Genomic DNA, 23,761 nt, shown 5'->3' with positions numbered 1-23,761 from the left:
CCTAAGTCGGCACCATCCCCCTGAAGAAAGCCGCGCCATGACCGAACACCGCAAGATCAACCCGATGCTGAAACTGGCCCTGGAGATGGGGCCGATCATAGCCTTCTTCATCGGCTACGTGAAGTTGAAGGGCCAAATGTTCACCATCGGCGGCACCGCCCATGACGGCTTCATCGTCGTGACGGCGGCCTTCATTCCGCTGATGCTGGTCACCACCGCGATCATGTGGCGTCTGACTGGCAAGCTGTCGGTGATGCAGGTGATGACGGCGGTGCTGGTGGTGGTGTTCGGCGGGCTTTCGGTCTGGCTGAACGACGAGCGGTTCTTCAAGATGAAGCCGACGATCATCTACCTGATGTTCGCCGGGGTGCTGGGCTTCGGCCTGATGCGCGGCAAGTCCTACCTGCGGCTGGTGATGGACGAGGTGCTGCCGATGCAGCCCGAGGGCTGGATGATCCTGACCCGCCGCCTGACCGCGTTCTTCTTCGGCCTTGCCATCGCCAACGAGGTGATCTGGCGCAGCTTCAGCACCGATGTCTGGGTGAACTTCAAGACCTTCGGCCTGACGGCGGCGCTGCTGGTGTTCTTTCTGGCCCAGAGCCGGATGTTCACGCGCTACGGCATCGCCACCGACGACGACGCCTGAGCGGCGGCAAGGCTTGCACTTGCCCGCGCCTGCGCTCAGGATCGCGGGTCAGGACAGGGGGAGAATGCGATGTTCCGGGCACTGGTGGTCGAAAAGGACGCGGCGGGGGCAACGCACGCCTCGGTGCAGCAGGTGACCGAGGATCGCCTGCCTGCGGGTGACGTGACGGTGGCGGTCGAATATTCCACGCTGAACTACAAGGACGGGCTCTGCCTTGGCGCTGGCGGCGGGCTGGTGCGGGTCTGGCCGCATGTGCCGGGAATCGACTTTGCCGGCCGGGTGGCGGCCTCGGACGATCCGCGCTTTGCCCCCGGCGACGCCGTGGTGCTGACCGGCTGGCGGGTGGGCGAGGTGCAATGGGGCGGCTATGCCGAACGGGCACGGGTGCGTGCCGACTGGCTGGTGCCGCTGCCCGACGGGCTGACCACCCGCGCCGCGATGGCGGTGGGCACGGCGGGGCTGACCGCGATGCTGGCGGTGATGGCGCTGGAGGATCACGGCCTGACCCCCGACGCGGGCGAGGTGCTGGTGACGGGCGCTGCGGGCGGCGTGGGGTCGGTCGCCACGGCGATCCTGTCGGGGCTGGGCTACCGCGTGGCGGCGGTGACGGGGCGGCCCGAAACGGCCGACTACCTGACCGCGCTCGGCGCCGCGCGCATCGTGCCGCGCGCCGATCTGGCCGAGGTCGTCAAGCGCCCGCTGGAGGCGGAAACCTGGGCCGGCTGCGTCGATGCGGTGGGCGGCGCGATGCTGGTGCGCGTGCTGGGGCAGATGAAATACGGCGCCAGCGTCGCGGCGGTCGGCCTTGCGGGCGGCACGGCGCTGCCCGCGACGGTGATCCCGTTCCTGCTGCGCGGGGTCAACCTGCTGGGCATCGATTCCGTGCTGTGCCCGATCGCGCGGCGCAAGCAGGCCTGGGTGCGCATCGCGCGCGACCTGCCGCCGGACCGGCTGGAGGCGATGATCCACCCCGCCGGGCTGGCCGATCTGCCGACCCTGGGCGAGGCGATCCTCAAGGGCGCCGTGCAGGGCCGTGTGGTGGTGGACGTGCGCGTCTGAGAGGGCGGGCACCGGACGGGTGGTTGGTCGCTGACCGGCACCCCCGTTCCGGTCGCCCAGGCCGCTTTGGCTAAGCGGCCTGATGCGTTCAAGGCGGGACGCCGATCATTGCACGTCGGGTCAGCAGTCCTTGCCCCCGTTCCTGTCGTCCGTTGTGGCCGGAAGTGGCGGCTTGACCCGCTTTGCGGCGTTGAAGGTCTCGACGGCGATCAACTCGTCCATCGCCTTCTTGCAGCTATCGACCGAATTGCTTTCGCATTGCTTCGAGTTTCCGTCATAGACCACCCACCATTCTTCCCAGCGTTCTTCCGGTTTCGCAGCCTCGATGCCGCCCTCCGGATACTTGAAATCGACCTGCCTCTTGCTGATCGTGGCCTGCTTGCCGCGATGGGTGATCGGGGCCGTGGAAATTTCGTCGACGAATTTCTGGCTGCATCCGGATACGGAAAGGCTGATTGCGACGATTCCGAATGCGGCAATGACAGATTTCATTGAGTCCTCCTGCTTTGGCGAAGAACCCCCGGAACAGGACGCAAGTCGGTGACACTTCCACCCTGGCCGCCTGAACGGTTGGCCTTCAATCCGAACCTCGCGCCGCATTTTCCGGCGCGTCGATGATCCAGATCAATTTGGCCAATGCTTGGATGCGGCGTATTTCATGGAGTTAGCGCAGCCACAGTCCCTCGCGCTTGATGGTGTTGCGCAGCACCTGTTCGCGCTTGGGCAGGGCGTCGCGGTCGAACAGGGCGCGGATTTCTGCGCCCTTGCCCTGATAGATCAGCTTGCGGAACGGCTCGTAGGTTTTCAGCACCTTCTTGACCGGGTTCGGGGCGGCGACCGTTTCCAGCACCTCTATCACCCGGTCGCTTTCGCGGGCGTAAAGCAGCGGCAGGGTGCGCCAGTGGCAGGTCACGTCGCCGTCGAGCCCCGCCAGCCCCGGCCCCGGCCGCCCGCCGCCAAGCGCGTGAATCACCAGCGGCAGCGCGATCTGGTCGAGCCAGGGCGTCAGCGGCTGGCACACCAGTTCCGGTGGCGGCGTGTCGCGGATGGCGGTTGCGTAATCGAGGAACCGCCGACCGAAGGCGTGCGGGCTGGCATGGAAGAACCAGCCCGCGTTGAAATAGAGATACCGTTGCCAGTAGTTGTCGGGTTGCGTCAGGTCGAGGCTGCTGGCGAAATCCAGCCCGAAGCGGTCGTAAAGCGACTTCCACGTCTGGGTCGGGGTCGGGCCGTAAAGCTCGCTCTGCGGCCAGGTGCCCTCGCGCCGCATCGAGGCCGAGGGGCGGGTGAAGTCGATGGACAGCGTGTCGAGCGGGCCGGTGACCAGCGTGTCGGTGTCAAGGAACAGGAAGGGCGCGTCGGGCAGGGCGGCCAGCGCCTCGATCTTGTTGCCGTAGGGGTAGCTGTCGCCGAACACCCGGCTCTCGAACGGCAGGAACACGGCGCCGAGGCTTTCCAGCAGCGACCGGGTCGCCGGGTCGGTCACCCGGGGGTCTTGCCGCCACTTCGGGCCGGGCTGCGGTTCGGCCAGATAGAGCGTGCCGGTGAAGCCGGGGTTGGCGGCGCGCAGGGATGCCGCCAGCAGCACGGCCTCGTATTGCAGCCGCCCGGCCTGCACGATGGCGACGATGTTGCAGGGCTGCAAACCATCCCCTTGTTTCATGCCCGCCGTCCTTGCCATAGTGACCCTGCCCCCATGCGTCTTGCGCCCGACTATAGGGGCCAAACCGGGCGGGCAGAAGGGATCACAGCGAGGGAAAGCATCATGATCTCAGGACATTTCGGCCTTGTGGCCGCCTGTGCTGCCGGGCTGGCCGGGGCGGCGCTGGCGCAGGGTTTCACCACCGCCGCCGAGATCCGCCCCATTCTGGAGGCGACGCGCACCAACTGGGTGGCGCTGCGCGAATTCGACGGGCAGGATCTCTTGCATTTCACCCATCTGGAAAGCTGGCGTTGCGGGCTGGCCGAGGTGCGCTATGGCGTGAACGGGGCCGCACCCGAGGTCTGGGCGATGGACCCCTGCTTCGAGGGCACCGCCCAGCCCCACGCGATTGCCGCCGGGCGCGAGCCCTACATCCGGCTGCCGCTGGGGTCGGTGCAGGCGGTTTCGGTGCTGGTGACCTATGACGACGGTGCCACCGACATGGCCGATTTCACCCGCGCGCAGGTGCTGATGCCCTGACCCTTACGCCCGGGGGGTGAAGCGCAGCGACAGGCACGACATGCCGCCGTCGAGCTTGGCGCATTCGCTGTTGCCGATCTGGCGGATGGCATAGCTCGCCTGCGCCAGCCGGTCGGCGGTGGCCGGAAAGCCTGCGGGCATCAGCACGAGGTCGTTGAAGCGGATGGCGTTGGCGCAAGCCTCCTCGCCCTCGGCCGTATGGATCACCCGGTAACCCGCAAAGCAGCCCGAGGCCGAAAGGCGCGGCGTGGCCAGAATGGTTTCGGCATCCAGCAGCGAACAGTCGGTCTTGAAATGCAGCACGCCCGGGGGCGTTTCGACCTCGCGCAGGTCATGGCCCCACCTCTCCACGATGCCGCGCAGCTCGGCAATCCCCGCCGCATCGGTGCGCGCCGAGCGGCCGACCAGAATCTCGGCCCCCGTCACCAGAATGTCGCCGCCCTCGATGAAGCCCGGCCCGCCGATCTGCACCACCTGACCGTAAAGCGCCGCCAGATGCGGCGCCATTTCCGCCGCCTCGCCCAGCCTTGAAGGCGCGCCGGGGCGCATCACGATGGCGCCCTCGGGCAGGCAGAGCGCGGTGTCCTCGACAAACACGCTGTCGGGGAAGGCGTCGAGCGGGCCCAGTTCCACCACCGCAGCCCCGGTTTCGCGCAGGGCGGCAACGTAGTCGGCGTGGTGCGCCAGCATCAGCGCGAGGTCGGGCGCGCCGGTATCGACCGCGCGCAGGCCCTGGCTGATGCTGGCCGCAGGGCGGCGGGTGATGGCGTGGGTAAAGCGGAAAGAACGGTCGTTCATGCGGCAAGCCTCTGGCTGGCGGGGGCCCTGCGCGCCCCGGCCCCCCGTTTTCCGCGCCCGGCACGGCAATGGCAAGCCGTCATGTCGGGCCGGTCGCAGCGGCGGCGCGGGCCGCGCAGCCAGACCCGCGAGGCCGGTTCCGGCGCCCATTCCGAAACGAGGCGGTTTGCCACTGCCGCGGCCGGCGTCGGCTGCCGCATCGGGCGCGGTGGCGCGCGGGCCGGCCGACCCTGCACCGGAGGATGAAAGACGCATCGGCGCGGCAGCCGAGGCGGCGGGCGGGCAGGGGGCTTGGCCGCAGGGCGCGGCGATCAGGGCGCCGTCGTCGTCGCGGCCCCGTGCGCCGAATGATCCATCGTGGAATGGTCGCCCCCGTGCGCGGCCGGATCGACCATGAACTCCATCTCGACCCGGCCCGCCTGTTCGAAGATCAGCGTGGCGGGCAGCATCGCGCCGGGTTCCAGCGTCCGGTTCAGGCCCATCAGCATGATGTGGTGGCCGCCCGGTTCCAGCATCACGGTCTCGTCGGCGGGAATCTCCAGTGCATCGAGATGCATCATCCGCGCCACGCCGTCAGACCCGAACTCTGTGGTGTGAAGCATGGCCTGCGCGGCGAAATCGACCTCGACGCCGATCAGACGGTCGGCGGCGGTGCCTTCGTTCGAGATCGCCATGTAGCCCGCCGCAGACCGGGCAGAGTTCGTCGGGGCCGGGATGCTGGCGTGAATGATCTGCAGATCGCCCACCGTGTTTTCATGCGCGACCGCGGCAGAGCACAGCAGGAGCGCGGCAAGCAGGGAAAGGGAACGTGTCATCGTGGATCCTCGGTCGGTGGAAAGGCCCTGCCGGCAGGGAAACCGGACGGGAAGCTGCGGGTCGGGCCGCTGGTGCGGCGTCGGGGTCGGCCCGCGCCCGCAGCGCCTCGGGAAGGCCGCGCCGAGGGGCAGCGCGGTGTCGCGGACGCGCCCGAAGACCGGCGCGCGTGCCGGTGCATCGCCGCAGCGTCATGCCAGCCTTCCCGCCCGCATTCAAGCCTGGGTCGCCAGGGGGCCGGGCACATGGTCCAAGATCAGCCCAGCAGCCGCCTTGCCAGCCCGACCATACGGCGGACAGTGCCGGTGTAGGGCGGGAACAGCACTGGCAGCGACGAGAACCGGTTCTCCATGATGCCGCGCAGGTGGCTGAAGCTGCGAAACCCGTGCTCGCCATGCGCCGCCCCGATCCCCGAGGAATTGACGCCGCCGAACGGCAGGCCGGGGTGGGTGTAGTGCAGCACCGTCAGGTTCACCCCCACCCCGCCCGAGGTGGTGGCGGCAATGATCCGGTCGGAACAGGCGCGGTCGCGGTCGAAGACGTAAAGCGCCAGCGGCTTGGGCCGGGCATTGATGCGGTCGATCACCGGCTGCAGGTCGCCATAGGGAATGATCGGCAGGACGGGGCCGAAGATCTCCTCCTGGTCGATCTGCATTTCTGGGGTGATCGCCTCGATCAGGGTCGGGGCCAGGCGGGTGCCCTGCGCCGCGCCGTCCAGCAGCAGCCGCGCGCCCTTTGCCGTGGCATCGGCAATCAGGCCGCGCAGGCGGTCGGCGTGGCCGGGGCTGACGATGCGCGCCAGATCGGGGCTGGTGTCGGGCGCGGGGCCGTAGGCGCGGGCGATGCGGGCGCGCAACGCCGCAACGAAGGCGTCCCTGACGCTGTCATGCACGAACAGGTGGTCGGGGGCGATGCAGGTCTGGCCGGCATTGGTGAACTTGCCGAAGGTGACCCAGTCCGCCGCGCGGGCAAGGTCGGCGCCGGGGCCGATGATGGTGGGCGACTTGCCCCCCAGTTCCAGCGTGACCGAGGCCAGGGTCCTGGCGGCCGCCGCCATGACGATCCGCCCCACCGCCGGGCTGCCGGTGAAGAAGATGTGGTCGAAGGGCAGCGCCAGCAGTTCGGTCGCCGCCTCCTTGTCGCCCTCGATCACCGTCACCAGGTCGGGCGGGAAGGTCTCGGCCACCATGCGCGCGATCAGTGCCGAGGTGGCGGGGGTCAGTTCCGACGGCTTCAGGATGGCACTGTTGCCCGCCGCAAGGCACGACACCAGCGGCGACAGCGCAAGGCTGAACGGGTAGTTCCACGGAGCGATGATCAGGCAGGTGCCGCGCGGCTCGGGGCGGATGCGCGACCGGGTGCCCAGGGTCGCCAGCGTCGCCCCGACCCGCTGCGGCCGCATCCAGCGGTTCAGGTGCCGCACGGTGTGGCCGATTTCCTGCAGCACCGGCAGGATTTCGGTCAGGATCACCTCTGTCTCGGGCTTGCCGAAATCCTGCGCCAGAGCCGCGATGACCTCGGCTTCCCGGCGCCGGACTGTATCCCGCAGCGCCAGCAGCGCCGCGCGGCGGGCCTCGGCCCCGAACTCCAGCCGCCGCCGCGCGGCCCCGGACGCCTGCGCGGCAAAGGCGGCGGTGATCCTGTCGTCGGTCATGAACTGTCCCTTCAGCGGCCGCCCCGGCCTGCGGGTGCGGTGCCAGTGAGGCACGGCCCGGCGCGACAGTAAAGCGCCGCCGTGCCGCGGGCCCGCATCCGCCACAGGCCGGGCAGGGCTGCCGCCGTCCCTAGTCGGCTGTCTTCCGGCTGCGCGATCTGCTGGTCGGGCACTTGGCGAAGCCCACGGGGGGCATTCGGGGGCGTGCATGTGGTGGCGGGCAGGATGTGGCCGAACACGGGTGCGGCGGACACGGGGTGCGGCGGGCATGGGGTGGCGGGCAGGGGGGGCGGGTAGGGGGGGCGGGTAGGGGGGGCGGGTAGGGAGGGGCCGGCCCGCTTGCCGCGCTGCCTGCGCCCCGCCGGAACCGGCGTGCGGACGGTTGCCGCCCGACCCCGCCGATTGCCCCGTGCCACCCGGCCCGCGGCGACCGGGCCGCGCAGGTGCCGTGCCGCGGGCGCAGGACGTGCCGCGCGGCCCGCATTCCGGCGCCGCCCGATGCCCGGCCTTACCACATTGCGTCGGAGGGCGACTCGACGACGATATGGGGCGCAAGTGTCAGGGTGGCGGTCCTGCCGCTGAATTGCAGCACGAAACGCCGCACCGGCACCGGGACCATGTGTGCGATTGTGTCGAACTCCACCTCGAAGCCGGCTTCGGTCAGAAACGTCACGACTTCCAGCGCCGTCGTCCGGTCCGGCCCCAGCAGCCGCACCCGGACATGGTCGATGCCGCGCAGCCGCGCCTGCAACTGCGATCGGGCCTTCACGTCGAAAACCGGCGCCGCTTCAGATGCGGGTTGCGGAATGGCTTTTCCCATGGCGGACCTCCCTGGCCTGCGCGGGAGAGTGTCACCATGGGCGGACTCCGGCAATCCTCGCGCAAAAGTTGCGCGAAATCCTGCCGTCGGCGGAAAGCGGCGCAGGCTGGCCCGGCCTGCGGCGGGGCGGTCTGCCCCCGCCCGGGGGGGCAGATCGGCCCCGATCACAGCGCGATGCGGAACCGGGCGAAACCGTCCGGCCCGTCGCCTGCCGGTTCGATGCTCACACCCGGCACATCGGCGGCATAGGCCGCCGCGGCGGGCCCGGTGTCGAACAGCACGGTGGTGCCCGGCATCGGCGCGAAACCCCAGTTGGCGTCGGCCTTGGGGTTTATGGTGCCCTGCTCCACGATGAAGCGCACGATCACGTCGCGGTTGGTATCGGGGCCCTCGAAGATGATGGTTGACCCGTCCGCCCCCGGGAAAGACCCGCCCCCGCCCGCGCGGTAGTTGTTGGTGGCGATCACGAATTCGGCCGCGGGGTCGATGGGTGCCCCCTGGTAGGTCAGATCCACGATGCGGTTGGCATCCGCCGCGACCACCGCGCCATCACGGTCGAACCTTGCGGGTTGCGACAGGTCGATGCGGTATTCCACCCCGTCGATCACATCGAAATTGTAGCTGGGAAAGTCGGGGTTCAACAGCACCTGATCCGCCCCGCCCGGGGTGATCTGGTTGAACATTCCGGCCGAGCGTTCCAGCCAGTCCTTGACCTGCGCCCCCGTTACCCGCACCGCGCGCGCCGTGTTGGGGTAAAGGTAAAGGTCGGCCACGTTCCTGATCGCCACGTCGCCCACCGGCACGTCGGTGTAATACTCCGGCCCGCCGCGCCCGTCGGCCTTGAACGGGGCCGCCGCCGACAGCAGCGGCAAATCGGCATGTTCGGTGCCCGCCAGCATCTGCGCGATGTACCAGGTCTGCGCGATCGACACGATCTGCACCGAGGGGTCGTCGGCCACCAGCGCGAAATAGCTGTGCAGCGGCGCCTCGGTCCTGCCGACCGCGCGGCGGATGTAGCCCAGCGTCTCGTCATGTTCCTGCTGCACCGACGCCAGCACGACCGCGTCGCTTTCCACCAGCGCCACCACCTTGTTGTCAGCGTTGCGCTCGGAGATCGGGCGGGCCTCGGACGTGTGCGACAGCACGCGCCAGGTTGACCCGTCGCGTTCCAGCAAGAGGTCGATCAGGCCGAGGTGGCTGCCCCAGAACCCCGCCATCACGCCGGGCTTGCCGTTGATGGTGCCCGCCGCGCTGTCCACGCCTTCGCGCCCCTCGAAGGTCGGGCCGGGAAAGACCAGATGGCTGTGCCCGGTCAGGATCGCGTCGATCCCGTCCACGCCCGCCAGCGGGATTGCGGCATTTTCCTGCCCCGGCACGTCCTCTGCCGCGCCGATGCCGGAATGGGACAGCGCGATCACGATGTCGGCCCCTTCCTCGCGGATGCGCGGCACCCAGGCGCGGGCGGTTTCGACGATGTCGCGCGCCTGCACCTTGCCTTCCAGGTGGTTGCGGTCCCAGTTCATGATCTGGGGCGGGACGAAGCCGATCAGGCCGATGCGGATGCGGTGGCTTTCTCCCGCGCCGTCGGTGATCTGGCGGTCGAGGATGACGTAGGGCGGCACCAGCGTCTTGTCCTGCACCGGCGTGGCGCCCATTTCGGTGACCACATTGGCCGAGATCACGGGAAAGCCTGCCCCCGCGACGGTGTTCATCAGGAAATCGAGCCCGTAATTGAACTCGTGGTTGCCAAGGGTGGCGGCTTCGAAGCCCAGCACGTCCATCGCCTTGATCACCGGGTGGATGGCCCCCTCCGCCATGCCGCGCTCGTAGGCGATGTAGTCGCCCATCGGGTTGCCCTGCAGGAAGTCGCCGTTGTCGATCAGGATCGCATTTGTCGATTCTGCCCGGATCGCCGCGATGATGGCCGCCGTCCGGGCAAGCCCGACCGTATCGACCGGCTGGTCGGCGTAATAGTCGTAGGGAAAGACATGCACATGCAGGTCGGTGGTTTCCATGATCCGCAGATGGGCCTGATTGGCCTGCGCCCGGGCCGAGAACGGATGGAGGATGACTAGCCCGGCGGTGCCTGCCAGAAAGCCGCGACGGCTGAGACGGAGGGTCATGATCCTGCTCCTGCTGCTGGGTGGTGCCGGGAAGGCTATCATGATTCCGGTAACGGAAAAATCGCGCATCGCCGGGCAGGGCGGCAGCGGGGGCTTCCCGGCGGGTTTACTTCACGGCCGGGCGGCGGCATCGTGCAGGCAGGGGCCGCGCACCCGCCCCCTGGCTTCGTGCGGTGGCCTGGCGCGCAGGCTTGGTGCGGGGGCCCCGCGAGGGGGCCTGGCGAAGGGGAAGCCCGGATGAAACCCGTCACATCCATTCTGGAAACGGCGATCTACGCCGCCGACATCGCCGCAGCCGCGCAGTTCTACCGTGATGTCCTTGGCCTGACGGTGGTCCGGCAGGTGGACGGCAGCTTTGTCTTTCTGCGGTGCGGCCGGCAGATGCTCCTGGTGTTCAACCCCGACGCCGCGGCCAGGGCAGACCCGGCGAACCCGATCCCGCGCCACGGTGCCCATGGCCCGGGGCACGTCTGTTTCCGGGCCGCAGATGCCGACGAGGTGGCTGCATGGCGCGATCATTTCGTCCGCCTGGGCCTTCAGGTGGAGCACGATCACCTGTGGCCGGACGGCGCGCGGTCGGTCTACATCCGCGACCCCGCGGGCAACTCGGTCGAGGTCGGCGAGGCGCGGATGTGGGGTCTGGACTGACCCGGACCGCCTCGGCGGGCCTTGGCAGGACGTATCAAGGGGGGGCGGGCGGGCGATGCGCGCGTGGCGCGCGGCTGATGCAGGGCTGACGGGGCGAGGGTCAGGCGGGCGTCGATCCTTTCTGTCCCGAAAGGGCGGGAGCCGCACATGGGCCTGCACCGCCCGGCCGCCGGTCTGCGCCCCGGCCTCGCCGCAACCGCACGATAGCCAAGGCCGCCCCGGTTGCGACCGCCAGCGCCACCGGCAGCGCGGCCAGCCGGAACAGCCGCTGCGGCAGGGCGCCATCGGCGGCACCGGGCACGCGCCGCGGCGCAGTCGCCAGGTTCCGCCCGCGCACGGGCTCAGGCTGCCGCCGAGGGTGCACGCCGCCAGTCAGGGAACGGGTCGGGCAGGTGTTTCCAGGCGTCGGGCGTGAAATCGTCGGCGGGAACCAGCGCCGCGTTCAGGGCCGTGCAGATCGCCTCGCGGTCGAGCCCCGCGCCGATGAACACGATCTCCTGCCGCCGGTCGCCCCAGGGCTCGGCCCATTTCGCGGCAATCTCGGCCTGCGCGTCGGGATGGGTCGGCAGCCGCTCGACCGGCACGCCGGCCCACCAGCGGCCCAGCGGCGTGACGGTCGACATTGCCCCTGCCAGGCTGAACTCGGCCACCCAGTCGGGGCGGGTGGCCAGCCAGAAATGCCCCTTGGCGCGGATCACCCCCGGCAGCGGGCCGTTCAGTACGGCAAACACCCTTGCCGGATGGAATGGCGCGCGGGCGTTATAGACGAAGGACGAAATGCCGTATGCTTCCGTTTCGGGCACATGGTTGGCAAAGCCGTACAGTTCCTTGGCCCACATCGGATGGGTGTGCGCCGCGTCGAAGTCGAACAGGCCAGTGTCGAAGATGGCGTCCGGGTCGACCTGCGCGCGGTCGGTCTCGATCACCCGCGCATCGGGATTCAGCGCCCGGATGATCTTGCGCGCGGCATCGACGCGCTGCGGCCCGGCATCCCCGACCTTGTTCAGCACGATCACGTCGGCAAACTCGATCTGCTCGGTCAGCAGGTTGACCAGCGAGCGGTGGTCGTCGTCGCCCAGCGTTTCGCCACGGTCGGCCAGAAGCTCGTGGCTGGCGAAATCGCGCAGCAGGTTTACCGCGTCGACCACCGTCACCATGGTGTCGAGCCGCGCCACGTCCGACAGGCTGTTGCCGGTCGCGTCGCGGAAATCGAAGGTGGCAGCCACCGGCAGCGGTTCGGCAATGCCGGTCGATTCGATCAGCAGGTAGTCGAACCGCCCTTCGGCCGCCAGCCTGCGCACCTCGACCAGCAGGTCGTCGCGCAGGGTGCAGCAGATGCAGCCGTTGGTCATCTCGACCAGCTTTTCCTCTGACCGGCTGAGCTCCGCCCCCTCGCGGATCAGGTCGGCGTCGATGTTGACCTCGGACATGTCATTGACGATCACCGCCACCCGGCGGCCGTCGCGGTTGTTCAGGACATGGTTCAGCAGCGTGGTCTTGCCCGCGCCAAGAAAGCCGGACAGCACGGTAACGGGAAGGCGGATGTCGTGAGGGTGCATGGGCGACCTGTGGCGGGGTTGGGGTTCGGGATCAGGCGGTGGCATTCGGCCGCTGCGGGCATGACTGAGTGTTATACTATAACATTCGCGTCGGCAAGCGATCCTGCGTGGCGCCTGCGATGGCCGTGTTTCCCCACGGCACCCCGCGTCCTGATGCCGGCGAAGGCGCGAGGGCCGCATCCGGCATTGACGGGGGCGCGGCTTCGCGCCGATAAGGGGTGCGATGGGTCCGGCAGGCGCAAGGCTGCGCCGGATGACAGGGGAACACTTTCAGGTTCAGGCAACAGCCGCCAGATCCGTGCCTGCCCCCGCAACCGCAAGTGGAGCGGCCCCGCGATGCCACGGTCCCGCACGGGGGCGGCAAGGCGCAGGCAGGCAATGACCCGAAAGTCGGGAGACCTGCCGTCAAGACCGATGACTGCAAACCGGGCCGGGTGTCCCGGAAGGAGCGTTCTGATGGCCACGGACCACGCCCGGACGGGCCATTCCACCTTTCAGGCAGCGCAGGCGGCGCCGCACAAGGTGCTGGTCAGCACCCGGTGCCACCACATGGACGCGCCGTGCGGTCCGGGGCTGGCGCTGATTGCGGCGTTGCAGCGCGTGCTGGCGGCGGGGGGACTGACCGAGGGTTTCGAGGTCTCGGGCACCACCTGCCTGTCGAGTTGCGATCACCCCTGCACGGTGGCCTGGCGCGCGACGGGCGAGGGCGCCTGGCTGTTCGGAGATGTCGGGCCCGATGCCGATATCGAGGCCCTTGTGGCCCATGCGCGGCGCCACCGGCGGCGCGAGGATGGCGGGTGGTGTGCCACCGACCCCGCCGACCCCACCGACACGTCGGCCCGGCCCCCTGCGGCGATGATCGTGACGGGGCCGCGCGGGGCCGATCAATGACACAAGGGCCGGGCCGGCATGTCGGTGGCGCGGCGGCTGAGGGGCGCCGGGGCGGGCCCCGGAAACGCCCCTGAACGACCGGTTCGCGGTGGCGGGCCGCGGGATGCGCAGGCCGGGCGGCCAGCAGGCGCCGGACGGCTGGCGTCCGGTCGCGGCTCAGGCGGCCAGCAGCACCCGCGCCTCGTGGGATTTCAGCGTGACGCGGGCGGATTCGAACTGCCCCGGCCGGTCGGCCGAGCCCATTTCGGGAAAGATCTTGAACAGCTCGTCGCGCTGGTCGGCATCCAGCCCGCCAAGGCTGCGGTCGCCGGGCTGGAAGCTTTCGCTCCAGGCGCCGTCGGCCTGCACGATCTCGTGCCGGTCGAACAGGATGTGGATATAGGTCACGGCCGGCACCTCGACCGTGCTGACCCCCGGCAGGCCAAGCAGGTGCACGGCGCGCACCAGCACCTCGTCGCTGCCGAACAGCAGTTCGGCCCGCGGCCCGCAAAGCAGCATCCGGTGCTGGCGCGACACCATCATGTCGCGGTCGGGGGCGTTCGGTCCCAGCGCGCCCCGGCGGATCAGGATCGGCTGAAGGCTGGGGTCGCGCCGCAGCGACGGGCGGCCAAGCCGGCGCGAGCCGATCCAGCGGACGGTCTGCGGGCCGTGGTCGCGGGTGATCACCAGGTCACCGACCGCCAGCGTCTCGACCGCCACGCGCCCGGCCGGGGTGGCGATCTGCGTGCCCGGGGTGAAGCAGGCCACGATGGTTTCGATGTCGTAGAAGGTGATGGTGCCGCTGACCGCGCCATACATGTCGAGAAACTCGATCACGCCGTTCTCGGGGTTCAGGGGGTCTTGGATGATCCGGTGGCGGCCAAGCCCGGTCAGGTCGAGAACGTCGAATTCGTCGCCGCTTTCGTCGCCGTTGACGGTGTCGCCCAGACCGACGCGGAACACGTCCGAGCCGTGGCCGCCGACCAGATAGTCGCCGCCGTCGCCGCCGATGAGCGTGTCGTCGCCATCGCCGCCATACAGCGTATCCGACCCCGCGCCGCCGATCAGCAGGTCGTTGCCGTCGCCGCCGTGGAGCACGTCGTTGCCGTCGTCGCCCGACAGCACGTCATCGCCCGCGCCGCCCCGGAGGGTATCGTTGCCCGCCCCGCCGGACAGCGTGTCGCTGCCCTCGCCGCCGTCCAGGCTGTCGGCGCCGTCGCCGCCCGAGAGCGTGTCGTTGCCGCCGCCGCCCAGCAGCGTGTCGTTGCCAAGCCCGCCCAGCACCAGGTCATCGCCCGCGCCGCCGTCGACCAGATCGTTGCCCTCGCCACCGTCCAGGCTGTCGCTGCCGTCGCCGCCGTACAGGCTGTCGGCCCCGGCGTCACCGAAAAGCGTGTCGTTGCCGGTGCCGCCGAAAAGCGTGTCGTTGCCGGTGCCGCCGTCGAGCGTGTCGTTGCCGGTGCCGCCCGACAGCAGGTCGTCGCCCTCGTCGCCGTAAAGCGCGTCTTCCCCGGAACCGCCCAGCACGGTGTCGTTGTCGGCGCCGCCGTAAAGGATGTCGTCGGACCCGCCGCCGTCGAGGTAGTCGTTCCCCGCGCCGCCGTAGAAGATGTTGGTGTAGACATCGCCGACCAGGCCCTGGTTGTCGAAGCCGATCAGCGTGTCGTTGAAGGCCGAGCCGAAGATGCCGTCGACCCCCGACAGCACGTCGCCCGTGGCATCGCCGCCCGAGGCGGCCCCGGTGCCGAGGTTGATCGACACGGCCGCGCCCGAGGCGGAATAGTCGAGGTAATCCATCCCCTCGCCGCCGTTGATCGTATCGGCCCCCGCCCCGCCCGCCAGCGTGTCGTCGCCGCTGCCGCCCGACAGGTTGTCGTTGCCCGCACCGCCGTAAAGCGCGTTGTTGCCCGCGTTGCCGGTCAGCGTGTCGTTGAATGCCGAGCCTGCCAGGTTCTCGATCCCGGTCAGGGTATCGCCCGCCGCATCGCCGCCCGATCCGCTGCCGGTGGCCAGGCTGACGTTCACCGCGGCGGCCGAGGTGCTGTAATCGGCGGTGTCGATGCCGTCGCCGCCTTCAAGCCGGTCGCTGCCGCTGCCGCCGGTCAGCGTGTCGTCGCCCGCCCCGCCCAGCAGCGTGTCGTTGCCCGCGCCGCCGGACAGGCGGTCGTCGCCCCCGCCGCCATCCAGCACGTTGGCGCCGCCGTTGCCGGTCAGCAGGTCCGCGAAGGCCGATCCGGCCAGGTTCTCGATGCTGATCAGCACGTCGCCCTGCGCGTCGCCGCCGCTGTGGACGCCGGTGGCCAGGTTGACCGTGACGCCCGCGGCCGAGGCGCGGTAATCGGCGGTGTCGGTGCCGCTGCCGCCATCCAGCGTGTCGGCCCCGGCGCCGCCGGACAGGATGTTGTTGCCGGTATTGCCGGTCAGGCGGTCGTTGAAGGCCGAGCCGGTCAGGTTCTCGATGCTGCTCAGCGTGTCGCCCTGCGCGTCGCCGCCGCTGCCTGTGCCGGTGGCCAGGCTGACGGTGACGGCGGCCGCCGAGGCGCTGTAGTCGGCGGTGTCGATGCCTGCGCCGCCATCCAGCAGGTCGGCGCCGCTTCCCCCGGCCAGGATGTCGTCGTCATTGCCGCCGTAAAGCGAATCCGCCCCGGCGCCGCCCGACAGGGTGTCGGCACCCGACCCGCCTGACAGGACGTTTGCGGCGCCGTCGCCGGTCAGCATGTCGGCCTGCGCGCTGCCGGTCAGGTTCTCGATCCCGGTCAGCACGTCGCCCTGCGCGTCGCCGCCCGTTCCGGTGCCGGTGGACAGGTCAACCATGACCCCCGCCACCGAGGCGCTGTAGTCGGCCGTGTCCGTGCCTGCGCCGCCATCCAGCGTGTCGGCCCCGGCGCCGCCGGTCAACGTGTCGTTGCCAGCCCCGCCGTAAAGCGCGTTGTCGCCCGCGTCGCCGGTCAGACTGTCGTTGAAGGCCGAGCCGATCAGCGCCTCGATCCCGGTCAGGGTGTCGTTGCCCGCATCGCCGCCGCTGCCCAGGCCGGTTGCCAGGCTGACTGTCACCGCCGCGGTCGAGGCGCTGTAGTCTGCGACATCAAACCCGTCGCCGCCATCGAGCCGGTCGCTGCCGCTGCCGCCGGCCAGCGTGTCGTTGCCGACGCCGCCGAAAAGGGTGTCGTTGCCCCCGCCGCCCGACAGCGCATCGTTTCCCAGGCCCCCGGCCAGCACGTTGCTGCCGGAGGTGCCGGTCAGCGCGTCGTTGAAGTCCGATCCGGTCAGGTTCTCGATGCTGTTGAAGGTGTCGCCCTGCGCATCGCCACCGCTGGCGCTGCCGGTGCCGAGGTTGACCGTGACGCCAGCGCCCGAGGTGCTGTAATCGGCGGTGTCGGTGCCCGATCCGCCAAAAAGCGCGTCAGCCCCGGCGCCACCGATCAGCGTGTCGCTGTCGTTGCCGCCCGACAGCGTGTCATTGCCCGCCCCGCCCGACAGCAGGTCGTTGCCGCTGCCACCGCTGATGGAATCCGCCGACGCCGTTCCGGCAAGGGTGTCGTTCCCGGAAGTTCCGTTGATGATCGCCACGATATGCCCGCCCGCCTGCCGTTCCGCGTCGATGCCCGGAACTGATTCTGCCCGGATTCGCGATTACGTCCGGATTGTGTCCGAATTTGGGCGGACTGCGGCAGCGCCCGCGCGCTGTGGCGCGGGGTCATCACCTGCCGCGGCGGGGGCGCTGCAGCCCGGCCCGGGCGCGGGCCGGATGGTCGGGCAGGGGCCGACCGCGCAAGGGCCGGTGATGCCCCACGACGATGTCCGGGGCGGGGTGCCGGACGCGTTGCACCGTGCAATGCCGCAGTGCCCGCCATGCAGACACGCTCGGGCAGAAGGCAGGTCTGTTTCCCCAGTTGCGAAGGATACTGCGGCGCGAGAGATTGTCGACAATTGTAGCGTGTCGGCCGCCCGCGTCAGGCCGCGCGCCAGAGGCCCGCCGCAGCCCCCGTCACCGGCCGATGCGAGGACAACCCCGCCTGCCATCATGCTGCAAACGGTGAACCAGGGCTGTTTTCCGGGAATGCGGGCCGAAAGGCATGACATTTTCCACAAAGCCCTGCCGCACGCCTTGGCCCCTTGCGGCGTCGCGTCTGCCGGATCGGGGCCGGTGCCCCATCTTCGGCCAAGTGAGCCAACCTGTGCCGCGGGGGGCGTGATTGCCCGCAAGAGGGCAGATCCGGTGGCGGAAACTGCTGCACGAAACGCCGCACCCGGGGTCGGCGGGGCTTAAGTCGCGCTTAAACGTTCTGCGCCTACGGTCCCCCTGTCGGGACTGTCCCGACCGGGACAAAGGACTGGAACATGCCTGCCGACACCCATGTGCTGACACTGCCCTCGCGCACCAACCTGCAGGAGGCCGACACCCTTGCCGGTCAGATACTGGAGGCGCTTTCCGGCCAGCGGCGGGTCAGGATCGTCACCGATGCGGTGGAGGACATGGATGTTGCAACCCTGCAGATCCTGATTGCGGCGCAGCGGCAGGCAGCGCGCATGGGCCGGCCGCTGGAAATCGGGGTGCCCGCCGGCGGCGCCATGCTTGCCGCGCTGGAAATGTTCGGCGTGGCCGACGCCTGCGATGCGCGGCTCGACCTCGCCAGCGGGGTCTGGACCGGCCTGCACGACGCCTGAGAGGAGCGCACCATGACGAAAACGATACTGACAGTCGATGACTCGCCCTCGGTGCGGCAGATGGTGCGGCTGACGCTGACCGGGGCAGGGTTTGCGGTGGTCGAGGCGTGCGACGGCGAAGACGCGCTGGCCAAGGTCGGCGCGCAACGCTTCGACGCCATCCTGACCGACCAGAACATGCCGCGCCTCGACGGGCTTGGCTTCATCCGCAAGTTCCGCACCTCGCCGGACTCGATCGGCGTGCCGATCGTGTTCCTGTCGACCGAGTCGCGCGACACGCTGAAGGAACAGGCCCGTGCCGCCGGGGCGACGGGCTGGATGATGAAGCCGTTCGATCAGGCTCAACTGCTGGCAGTGATGAAGAAGGTGGTAGGCGCATGAATGGCGATGACGAAATCGGCGGGATGTTCCGCCAGGAAGCCGCGGAACTGATTGCCTCGCTGGAAAAGGGCCTGCTGGATCTGGAATCCGCGCCGCGGGATGCGGACCTGATCAATGCGGTGTTTCGCGACCTGCACACGATAAAGGGCTCGGGGGCGATGTTCGGCTATGCCGATCTTGCGCATTTCGTGCACGAATTCGAAACCATCTTCGATGCGGTGCGCAACGGCGCGGCCATGGTAACCCCGGCGCTGATCGCGGTGGCGCTGCGGGCCTGCGACCAGATCACCCGCCTGATCGACGCGCCGCAGGCGGCGACCGAGGCCAGCGCCGAGCTTCTGGCCGCACTGGCGCTGGCGACGGCGGGCGAAAGCCTGCCACCGCCCGAAAGCTGGCTGCTGCGGTTCCATCTGGGCGCGGGCACGCTGCGCCTTGGCGGCAACCCCCTGCTGTTGCTGGATGAATTGCGCGAGCTTGGCAGGACGCGGGTGCGCGCCATCCTGTCCGACGTGCCGCCGCTTGGGGCGCTCGACCCGTTCGCCTGCTGCCTGGGGTGGGAGGTGCGGATCGAAGGACCGATCAGCCGCGAAGCCATCGAGGAGGTCTTCTTCTTCTACCGTGACGACATGCGGCTTGAGATCACGCCCCCCGCGCCGCAGGGCAGCGCAGAACCGCCGCCAATGGCGGGCATGGCTGCGGCTGCCTGCGTGCCCACCCCGGCCCCGCCGGCCCATACCGACACGATGCGGGTGGAAACCGCCCGCCTCGACGAGCTGATGGACCGGGTCGGTGAACTGGTGATCGCCGAGGCCCGGCTGTCGGCGCTGGCACAGGCGATGCGCGAGCCGGTGCTGCTGGCCGTCGCCGAAGACATCCAGCGCCTGGCCTCGGGGATGCGCGATGCGACGATGTCGATCCGCATGGTGCCGATCGCCTCGATCATGGGGCGCTTCCGCCGCCTGATGCGCGACCTGTCGCAATCGCTGGGCAAGCCGGTGACCTTTGCCACCTCGGGCGAGGATACCGAGCTTGACAAGACGGTGATCGAACTGCTGGCCGACCCGCTGGTCCACCTGCTGCGCAACGCCATCGGGCACGGGCTCGAAACCGCCGAGATGCGCCGCGCGGCGGGCAAGCCCGAAACCGGCAGCATCGAGCTTGGCGCGGCCTACAGCGGGGCGGAAGTGCTGATCACCATCCACGACGACGGCCGCGGGCTGGACGGCGATCGCATCCGCCAGCGCGCGGTGGCCTCGGGTTTGCTGGCACCCGACGCCCAGCCGCCGCAGGCCGACCTGTTCAGGCTGATCTTCGAGCCGGGGTTTTCGACGGCCGACGTGGTTTCGGAGGTTTCGGGGCGCGGAGTCGGGCTCGACGTGGTCAAGCGCACCATCGATTCGCTGCGCGGCACGATCGAGCTTGCGTCCGAACCGGGGCACGGCACCTCGGTCACGTTGCGCCTGCCGCTGACGCTGGCGATCATCGACGGGCTGCTGATCGAGGTCGGCAGCGAGCACTACGCCTTCCCGCTGGCCTCGGTCGAGGAATGCGTCGAACTTCCGGCGCGGCATGTGGTGCCGGGCGGCGCGTCGTCCTTCCTCGACATCCGGGGCGGGCTGGTGCCATTCCTGCGGCTGCGCGACGTGCTGTCGGTCGCGGGGCCGCCGCCGGATTTCCAGAAGGTGGTGATCGTGTCGGCCGCGGGCGAACGGGTCGGGATCGTGGTCGACCGGATCATCGGCAACAACCAGACGGTCATCAAGCAGCTGTCGCGGCTGCACGCGCATCTGAAATGCTTTTCCGGCGCGACCATTCTTGGGGACGGCAGCGTGGCGCTGATCCTCGACGTGCCGCAACTGGTGAACGCCGGGCGCGCGCTGGAAGATCGGGGCCGCACCGCGCAGCGCGAGCGCGCGGCATGACCGGCACCGCACCCATGAACGCGCAGCAGAAAGGCGAAGTGATGAACGTGGTGACCCTGAAGCTGGGCGGCGAGATGATGGCCATTCCCGCCGACTGCCTGCGCGAGATTCTTGAACCCGTGGCGGTGACGCGGGTGCCGCAGGCGGGAGAGTTCGTGTCTGGCCTGATCAACGTGCGCGGCGTCGTCGTGCCGCTGGCCGACCTGCGGGTGCCGTTCGGCATGGCGCTGGACCCCGCCACCGCCGACACGCGGATGCTGGTGCTCGATGTCGAGACCGCGGGGCCGAAGGCGGTGGTCGCGATCCTGGCGGACAAGGTGCACGAGGTCACCGAAATCGACGTTGCGGACCTCGCGGCCATTCCGGCGGTGGGCACGCGCTGGCCGCCCGAATTCGTGAGCGGAATCGGAAAGTGGCAGGGCGGCTTCGTGATCCTGCCCGATCTTGGACGGATATTCTCGCAAGGGCTGGCGCATTGCGCGGCCGGTGCGCTGGTGGAAGAAGGGATTTGACACCATGAGACTGACGGTAAAACTGAAACTGGCGATGGCGTTCTTGGTCATCCTGGTCCTGGGGGGGGTTGGCCAGTTCATCGCCCTGAACGGTCTGGCGTCGCTGAACACCAAGGTGGAGGGCATCGTCAGCACCGATGCCCGGCGGATCGTCCTGGCGCAGGAAATGATTGCAAATCAGGTCAAGATCCAGCGCGAGGTGCGCAACTACCTGCTGACGGCAGCCCCCGACGAACGGTCCGAAGTGGAGGCCCGGCTTGCCGCCGAACGCGAAGCGACCAAGTCGAACATCGACGAGCTCTATGCGATGGCGGACGACGCGGGGAAAACGGAACTCGAGGGTTTTCAGGATTACCTCGCCTTGATGCAGGGCATCAACAACCGCGCCATGGCGATGGCCCGCAATGCCCAGACCCACGAGGCCTACATGTTCCTGGTCGGCGAGGGCCGGAAGACCTGGCTGGAAATGGAAACCATTCTAGACACCATCCTGCACCGCAACACGACCCTGCTTGATGTCGCAAGCACGGACGCTGCGCATCTGTACGGCGATGCCAGAACCATGGTGGTCTCCATCCTCGTCGCGACGCTGCTGATCGGCTCGCTGGCAGCTACCTGGATCGTGGTCTCGATCGCGCGCGGGCTGCAGGGGGCCATCAGGCTGACGCAGGGCGTGGCTGACGGCAACCTGACCGAAACCGCGTCGCTGCGCGGCAATGACGAGGTGACCGACCTGCTGCGCGCGCTGAACACGATGGTGGAGCGGCTGCGCGGTGTCGTCACCGATGTGGCAAGCTCGTCGCGCAACGTTGCCTCGGGCAGCGAGCAGATGTCGATCACCGCGCAACAGCTGAGCGACGGCGCGACCGAGCAGGCCAGTTCGACCGAAGAGGCGTCGGCGTCGATGGAACAGATGGCCGCCAACATCAAGCAGAGCGCGCAGAACGCGACAGAGACGGAATCGATGGCGCGCAAGTCGGCCGATGACGCGCGCGAAAGCGGCGCCGCGGTCGCCAAGGCGGTCGAGGCGATGCGCACCATTGCCGAAAAGATCATGGTGGTGCAGGAAATCGCGCGGCAGACCGACCTGCTGGCGCTGAACGCGGCGGTCGAGGCGGCGCGGGCGGGCGAACATGGGCGCGGCTTTGCCGTGGTCGCATCCGAGGTGCGCAAGCTGGCCGAACGCAGCCAGTCGGCCGCGGGCGAGATCTCGGCCCTGTCGGGCAACACGGTGCGCGCGGCGCAGGCGGCGGGCGAGATGCTGCAAGGACTGGTGCCCGATATCGAACGCACGTCGCAGCTGGTGCTGGAGATCTCGAACTCGGCGCAGGAACAGTCGGCCGGGGCGGCGCAGGTGAACCTGGCCATCCAGCAGCTTGACAAGGTCACGCAGGAAAACACCGCCGCTGCGGAAGAGATGTCCTCGACTGCCGAGGAGCTTTCGAGCCAGGCCGAACAGCTCCGCTCGGCCATTGCGTTCTTCCGGCTGTCGGATGCGCCGCTGGCGGCCGTGGCTGCCGCGGAACGTGTGGTCAAGACCCGGCAACGCGCCGCTCCGGCAGCGCCACCGCGTCGGGCTGCGCCCTCCAAGCTCGACGGCGGGTTCTCGTTCGACATGGCTTCGGCCGGGGACAGCCTCGATGGCGGCTTCCTGCGCCAGGTCGGCGGGCGCAAAGGCGAAGCGGCATGATGGAGTCGGGCGTTTCCCCCGTGGCCGGGGGATTGCAGGTGCTGACGCTGGGTGTGGGGGACGACCTGTTTGCCGTCCCCGTCACCCGGGTTCAGGAGATCCTCGACCTGCAGCGGGTGTCGCGCCTGCCCAATGCGCCGCGGCATCTGCTTGGGGTGATCGACGTGCGCGGCGAAGGCGTTCCGGTGGTGGACATGCGCGCCTTGCTGGGCCTGGCGCCCGTGCCCGACACCGAGGCGAACCGCATCGTGGTGCTCTGGGTCATGGCGGGCGAGGAACGCGCGGTGGTGGCGATCAAGGCCGACCGGGTGTTCGAGGTGACGGCACTTGATTCCGCCGCCCTCACGCCGCTGCCGCAGAACCGGCTGCTGCGCTGGGAACAGCAGATGGTGGTCGGGATCAGCCGCGTCAACGGCGCCTTCTTCACCGTGCTGGATATCGACCGGATGTTCGACGCCGAGGATCTGCATGCCGCCGGTCCCGACGGCGCGCAGCCGGAGGAGGCAGCCTGATGTCGGTGCCGCGTGCGCGCTCCACGCCCGTGCCGGGTGCCGAAGGCACGCCGACCGTCGCCGGGTCAGGCACGCCTTCGGCACGGAACTACGAGCGCCTCTCCCGGCTCGTCAAGGACGAGATCGGCGTCAAGCTGCCTGCCAACAAGTGGCAGATGGTGGAAGGCCGGCTGCGTCGCAGGCATCTGGCGCTGGGGCTTGCCACGCTGGAAGACTACTTCCGCCACATCTTCGATCAGGGCGGGCTGGAAAGCGAACTCGGCGCCATCCTTGACGCGCTGACCACCAACACCACCGATTTCTTTCGCGAGCCCGACCATTTCCGGCTGCTGGAAAGCAGAATCGTGCCGCAGGCGCTGCTTCAGCGCGGGCCGGCGCGGCAGCGGCAGGGCTACAGGGTGTGGAGCGCGGCCTGTTCGACCGGTGCCGAGGCCTATTCGATCGCCATGGTGCTGCAGGACATCGCGTCGAAATCGGCGCAGTTCAGCTATCTGATCCTGGGAACCGACATCAACACCGAGGTGCTCGCGACCGCGCGTCAGGCGATCTATCCGCTGGCCGGCGTGGCACCGGTGCCGAAGGACTATCGGCACCGCTTTCTGCTCATGGGAAGCGGTGCCACCGCCGGGCAGGTGCGGATCGTGCCCGAACTGCGGGCGCGGGTCAATTTCGCCCGACTGAACCTGATGGGCGATAGCCATGCGCTGGATCGCGACATCGACCTGATCTTCCTGCGCAACGTGCTGATCTATTTCGAGCCGCGCGATCAGGCCCAGGTCATCGCCCGGATGGTCGCCCATCTGGCACCCGCCGGTCACCTGGTCGTCGGGCATTCCGAATCGATGGTGGTGCGGCACGAGCTGCTGAAGCAGATCGCGCCGGCCGTGTTTCAGAAAAGGTGAAG

At 69.2% G+C, this 23,761-nt stretch carries 22 protein-coding genes and 1 riboswitch; of the genes, 12 read left to right on the top strand and 10 right to left on the bottom strand.

Annotated features, from left to right (window positions below; genetic code table 11):
- The first annotated feature begins 37 nt into the window (after positions 1 to 37).
- Positions 38 to 646 carry an inner membrane-spanning protein YciB gene (locus RNZ50_13690; protein MDT8856046.1) on the top strand — a complete coding sequence of 203 codons (609 nt, stop codon included), beginning with the start codon at positions 38 to 40 and terminating at the stop codon, positions 644 to 646.
- Positions 647 to 715: 69 nt separating this feature from the next.
- Positions 716 to 1,705 carry an MDR family oxidoreductase gene (locus RNZ50_13685; protein MDT8856045.1) on the top strand — a complete coding sequence of 330 codons (990 nt, stop codon included), beginning with the start codon at positions 716 to 718 and terminating at the stop codon, positions 1,703 to 1,705.
- A 120-nt stretch (positions 1,706 to 1,825) separates the two neighbouring features.
- Here the strand turns inward: RNZ50_13685 and RNZ50_13680 are convergent, their stop codons facing one another.
- Entirely contained in the window at positions 1,826 to 2,197 is a 372-nt protein-coding gene (locus RNZ50_13680; protein MDT8856044.1) for a hypothetical protein, read from the bottom strand.
- Positions 2,198 to 2,369: 172 nt separating this feature from the next.
- The gene (locus RNZ50_13675) at positions 2,370 to 3,368 is read right to left on the bottom strand and encodes a hypothetical protein (GenBank protein ID MDT8856043.1); all 999 of its coding nucleotides are present in this window, start codon (positions 3,366 to 3,368) and stop codon (positions 2,370 to 2,372) included.
- A 102-nt stretch (positions 3,369 to 3,470) separates the two neighbouring features.
- Here RNZ50_13675 and RNZ50_13670 point away from each other — a divergent pair, with 102 nt between their 5' ends.
- Positions 3,471 to 3,887, top strand: coding sequence for a hypothetical protein (locus RNZ50_13670; protein ID MDT8856042.1), 417 nt, complete (start codon positions 3,471 to 3,473; stop codon positions 3,885 to 3,887).
- A 3-nt stretch (positions 3,888 to 3,890) separates the two neighbouring features.
- On the opposite strand, the gene RNZ50_13665 is transcribed toward RNZ50_13670, so the two are convergent.
- The 6 genes from RNZ50_13665 to RNZ50_13640 all read right to left on the bottom strand — a co-directional run bounded on the left by RNZ50_13665 (position 3,891) and on the right by RNZ50_13640 (position 10,095).
- The gene (locus RNZ50_13665) at positions 3,891 to 4,685 is read right to left on the bottom strand and encodes a dimethylarginine dimethylaminohydrolase (GenBank protein ID MDT8856041.1); all 795 of its coding nucleotides are present in this window, start codon (positions 4,683 to 4,685) and stop codon (positions 3,891 to 3,893) included.
- A gap of 311 nt (positions 4,686 to 4,996) precedes the next feature.
- The gene (locus tag RNZ50_13660; protein ID MDT8856040.1) at positions 4,997 to 5,500 is read right to left on the bottom strand and encodes a copper chaperone PCu(A)C; all 504 of its coding nucleotides are present in this window, start codon (positions 5,498 to 5,500) and stop codon (positions 4,997 to 4,999) included.
- 254 nt (positions 5,501 to 5,754) lie between these two features.
- Positions 5,755 to 7,152 (bottom strand): aldehyde dehydrogenase family protein, encoded by a 1,398-nt coding sequence (locus tag RNZ50_13655; protein ID MDT8856039.1) that lies wholly within the window; start codon positions 7,150 to 7,152, stop codon positions 5,755 to 5,757.
- 11 nt (positions 7,153 to 7,163) lie between these two features.
- Entirely contained in the window at positions 7,164 to 7,406 is a 243-nt protein-coding gene (locus tag RNZ50_13650) for a hypothetical protein (protein ID MDT8856038.1), read from the bottom strand.
- Positions 7,407 to 7,660: 254 nt separating this feature from the next.
- The gene (locus RNZ50_13645) at positions 7,661 to 7,972 is read right to left on the bottom strand and encodes a hypothetical protein (protein ID MDT8856037.1); all 312 of its coding nucleotides are present in this window, start codon (positions 7,970 to 7,972) and stop codon (positions 7,661 to 7,663) included.
- Positions 7,973 to 8,136: 164 nt separating this feature from the next.
- Positions 8,137 to 10,095: a bifunctional 2',3'-cyclic-nucleotide 2'-phosphodiesterase/3'-nucleotidase gene (locus RNZ50_13640; GenBank protein ID MDT8856036.1), complete on the bottom strand. Its 1,959-nt coding sequence runs from the start codon at positions 10,093 to 10,095 to the stop codon at positions 8,137 to 8,139.
- A 237-nt stretch (positions 10,096 to 10,332) separates the two neighbouring features.
- On the opposite strand from RNZ50_13640, the gene RNZ50_13635 reads away from it, so the two are divergent.
- The gene (locus RNZ50_13635; protein ID MDT8856035.1) at positions 10,333 to 10,743 is read left to right on the top strand and encodes a VOC family protein; all 411 of its coding nucleotides are present in this window, start codon (positions 10,333 to 10,335) and stop codon (positions 10,741 to 10,743) included.
- A gap of 341 nt (positions 10,744 to 11,084) precedes the next feature.
- Here RNZ50_13635 and RNZ50_13630 read toward each other — a convergent pair whose 3' ends face one another.
- On the bottom strand, positions 11,085 to 12,302 hold the full coding sequence (locus RNZ50_13630; GenBank protein ID MDT8856034.1) for a GTP-binding protein: 1,218 nt from the start codon (positions 12,300 to 12,302) through the stop codon (positions 11,085 to 11,087).
- Positions 12,303 to 12,509: 207 nt separating this feature from the next.
- A riboswitch (cobalamin riboswitch) is annotated at positions 12,510 to 12,724 on the top strand.
- 34 nt (positions 12,725 to 12,758) lie between these two features.
- On the opposite strand from RNZ50_13630, the gene RNZ50_13625 reads away from it, so the two are divergent.
- Positions 12,759 to 13,193, top strand: a complete 435-nt coding sequence (locus RNZ50_13625; protein ID MDT8856033.1) for a DUF1636 family protein — start codon at positions 12,759 to 12,761, stop codon at positions 13,191 to 13,193.
- A gap of 156 nt (positions 13,194 to 13,349) precedes the next feature.
- Here the strand turns inward: RNZ50_13625 and RNZ50_13620 are convergent, their stop codons facing one another.
- Complete coding sequence (locus RNZ50_13620) at positions 13,350 to 16,742, bottom strand: Hint domain-containing protein (protein ID MDT8856032.1); 3,393 nt, start codon at positions 16,740 to 16,742, stop codon at positions 13,350 to 13,352.
- Positions 16,743 to 17,513: 771 nt separating this feature from the next.
- On the opposite strand from RNZ50_13620, the gene RNZ50_13615 reads away from it, so the two are divergent.
- Genes RNZ50_13615 through RNZ50_13585 form a run of 7 tightly spaced genes read left to right on the top strand, consistent with a single transcriptional unit; the run spans position 17,514 to position 23,759 of the window.
- Positions 17,514 to 17,840: an STAS domain-containing protein gene (locus RNZ50_13615; GenBank protein MDT8856031.1), complete on the top strand. Its 327-nt coding sequence runs from the start codon at positions 17,514 to 17,516 to the stop codon at positions 17,838 to 17,840.
- Between the two features lie 12 nt (positions 17,841 to 17,852).
- Positions 17,853 to 18,221 (top strand): response regulator, encoded by a 369-nt coding sequence (locus RNZ50_13610; GenBank protein ID MDT8856030.1) that lies wholly within the window; start codon positions 17,853 to 17,855, stop codon positions 18,219 to 18,221.
- Complete coding sequence (locus RNZ50_13605) at positions 18,218 to 20,143, top strand: chemotaxis protein CheA (GenBank protein MDT8856029.1); 1,926 nt, start codon at positions 18,218 to 18,220, stop codon at positions 20,141 to 20,143. The genes RNZ50_13610 and RNZ50_13605 overlap by 4 nt, the downstream gene beginning before the upstream one ends.
- The gene (locus tag RNZ50_13600) at positions 20,140 to 20,655 is read left to right on the top strand and encodes a chemotaxis protein CheW (protein ID MDT8856028.1); all 516 of its coding nucleotides are present in this window, start codon (positions 20,140 to 20,142) and stop codon (positions 20,653 to 20,655) included. The genes RNZ50_13605 and RNZ50_13600 overlap by 4 nt, the downstream gene beginning before the upstream one ends.
- Positions 20,656 to 20,659: 4 nt before the next feature.
- The gene (locus RNZ50_13595; protein ID MDT8856027.1) at positions 20,660 to 22,345 is read left to right on the top strand and encodes a methyl-accepting chemotaxis protein; all 1,686 of its coding nucleotides are present in this window, start codon (positions 20,660 to 20,662) and stop codon (positions 22,343 to 22,345) included.
- Positions 22,342 to 22,857 (top strand): chemotaxis protein CheW, encoded by a 516-nt coding sequence (locus RNZ50_13590; protein ID MDT8856026.1) that lies wholly within the window; start codon positions 22,342 to 22,344, stop codon positions 22,855 to 22,857. The genes RNZ50_13595 and RNZ50_13590 overlap by 4 nt, the downstream gene beginning before the upstream one ends.
- Positions 22,857 to 23,759 carry a CheR family methyltransferase gene (locus RNZ50_13585; protein ID MDT8856025.1) on the top strand — a complete coding sequence of 301 codons (903 nt, stop codon included), beginning with the start codon at positions 22,857 to 22,859 and terminating at the stop codon, positions 23,757 to 23,759. The genes RNZ50_13590 and RNZ50_13585 overlap by 1 nt, the downstream gene beginning before the upstream one ends.
- Positions 23,760 to 23,761: the final 2 nt, after the last annotated feature.

The organism is Paracoccaceae bacterium Fryx2 (genome assembly GCA_032334235.1).
Lineage (GTDB): Bacteria > Pseudomonadota > Alphaproteobacteria > Rhodobacterales > Rhodobacteraceae > JAVSGI01.
Note: the sequence above shows the minus strand (reverse complement) of the source record. Positions and strands in the feature narration are given on the sequence as shown.

Bases quoted from the DNA above. Each gene is read 5' to 3' on its own strand.
- RNZ50_13690 (MDT8856046.1), top strand. From the start codon at position 38: ATGACCGAACACCGCAAGATCAACCCGATGCTGAAACTGGCCCTGGAG.
- RNZ50_13685 (MDT8856045.1), top strand. From the start codon at position 716: ATGTTCCGGGCACTGGTGGTCGAAAAGGACGCGGCGGGGGCAACGCAC.
- RNZ50_13680 (MDT8856044.1), bottom strand. From the start codon at position 2,197: ATGAAATCTGTCATTGCCGCATTCGGAATCGTCGCAATCAGCCTTTCC.
- RNZ50_13675 (MDT8856043.1), bottom strand. From the start codon at position 3,368: ATGAAACAAGGGGATGGTTTGCAGCCCTGCAACATCGTCGCCATCGTG.
- RNZ50_13670 (MDT8856042.1), top strand. From the start codon at position 3,471: ATGATCTCAGGACATTTCGGCCTTGTGGCCGCCTGTGCTGCCGGGCTG.
- RNZ50_13665 (MDT8856041.1), bottom strand. From the start codon at position 4,685: ATGAACGACCGTTCTTTCCGCTTTACCCACGCCATCACCCGCCGCCCT.
- RNZ50_13660 (MDT8856040.1), bottom strand. From the start codon at position 5,500: ATGACACGTTCCCTTTCCCTGCTTGCCGCGCTCCTGCTGTGCTCTGCC.
- RNZ50_13655 (MDT8856039.1), bottom strand. From the start codon at position 7,152: ATGACCGACGACAGGATCACCGCCGCCTTTGCCGCGCAGGCGTCCGGG.
- RNZ50_13645 (MDT8856037.1), bottom strand. From the start codon at position 7,972: ATGGGAAAAGCCATTCCGCAACCCGCATCTGAAGCGGCGCCGGTTTTC.
- RNZ50_13640 (MDT8856036.1), bottom strand. From the start codon at position 10,095: ATGACCCTCCGTCTCAGCCGTCGCGGCTTTCTGGCAGGCACCGCCGGG.
- RNZ50_13635 (MDT8856035.1), top strand. From the start codon at position 10,333: ATGAAACCCGTCACATCCATTCTGGAAACGGCGATCTACGCCGCCGAC.
- RNZ50_13630 (MDT8856034.1), bottom strand. From the start codon at position 12,302: ATGCACCCTCACGACATCCGCCTTCCCGTTACCGTGCTGTCCGGCTTT.
- RNZ50_13625 (MDT8856033.1), top strand. From the start codon at position 12,759: ATGGCCACGGACCACGCCCGGACGGGCCATTCCACCTTTCAGGCAGCG.
- RNZ50_13615 (MDT8856031.1), top strand. From the start codon at position 17,514: ATGCCTGCCGACACCCATGTGCTGACACTGCCCTCGCGCACCAACCTG.
- RNZ50_13610 (MDT8856030.1), top strand. From the start codon at position 17,853: ATGACGAAAACGATACTGACAGTCGATGACTCGCCCTCGGTGCGGCAG.
- RNZ50_13605 (MDT8856029.1), top strand. From the start codon at position 18,218: ATGAATGGCGATGACGAAATCGGCGGGATGTTCCGCCAGGAAGCCGCG.
- RNZ50_13600 (MDT8856028.1), top strand. From the start codon at position 20,140: ATGACCGGCACCGCACCCATGAACGCGCAGCAGAAAGGCGAAGTGATG.
- RNZ50_13595 (MDT8856027.1), top strand. From the start codon at position 20,660: ATGAGACTGACGGTAAAACTGAAACTGGCGATGGCGTTCTTGGTCATC.
- RNZ50_13590 (MDT8856026.1), top strand. From the start codon at position 22,342: ATGATGGAGTCGGGCGTTTCCCCCGTGGCCGGGGGATTGCAGGTGCTG.
- RNZ50_13585 (MDT8856025.1), top strand. From the start codon at position 22,857: ATGTCGGTGCCGCGTGCGCGCTCCACGCCCGTGCCGGGTGCCGAAGGC.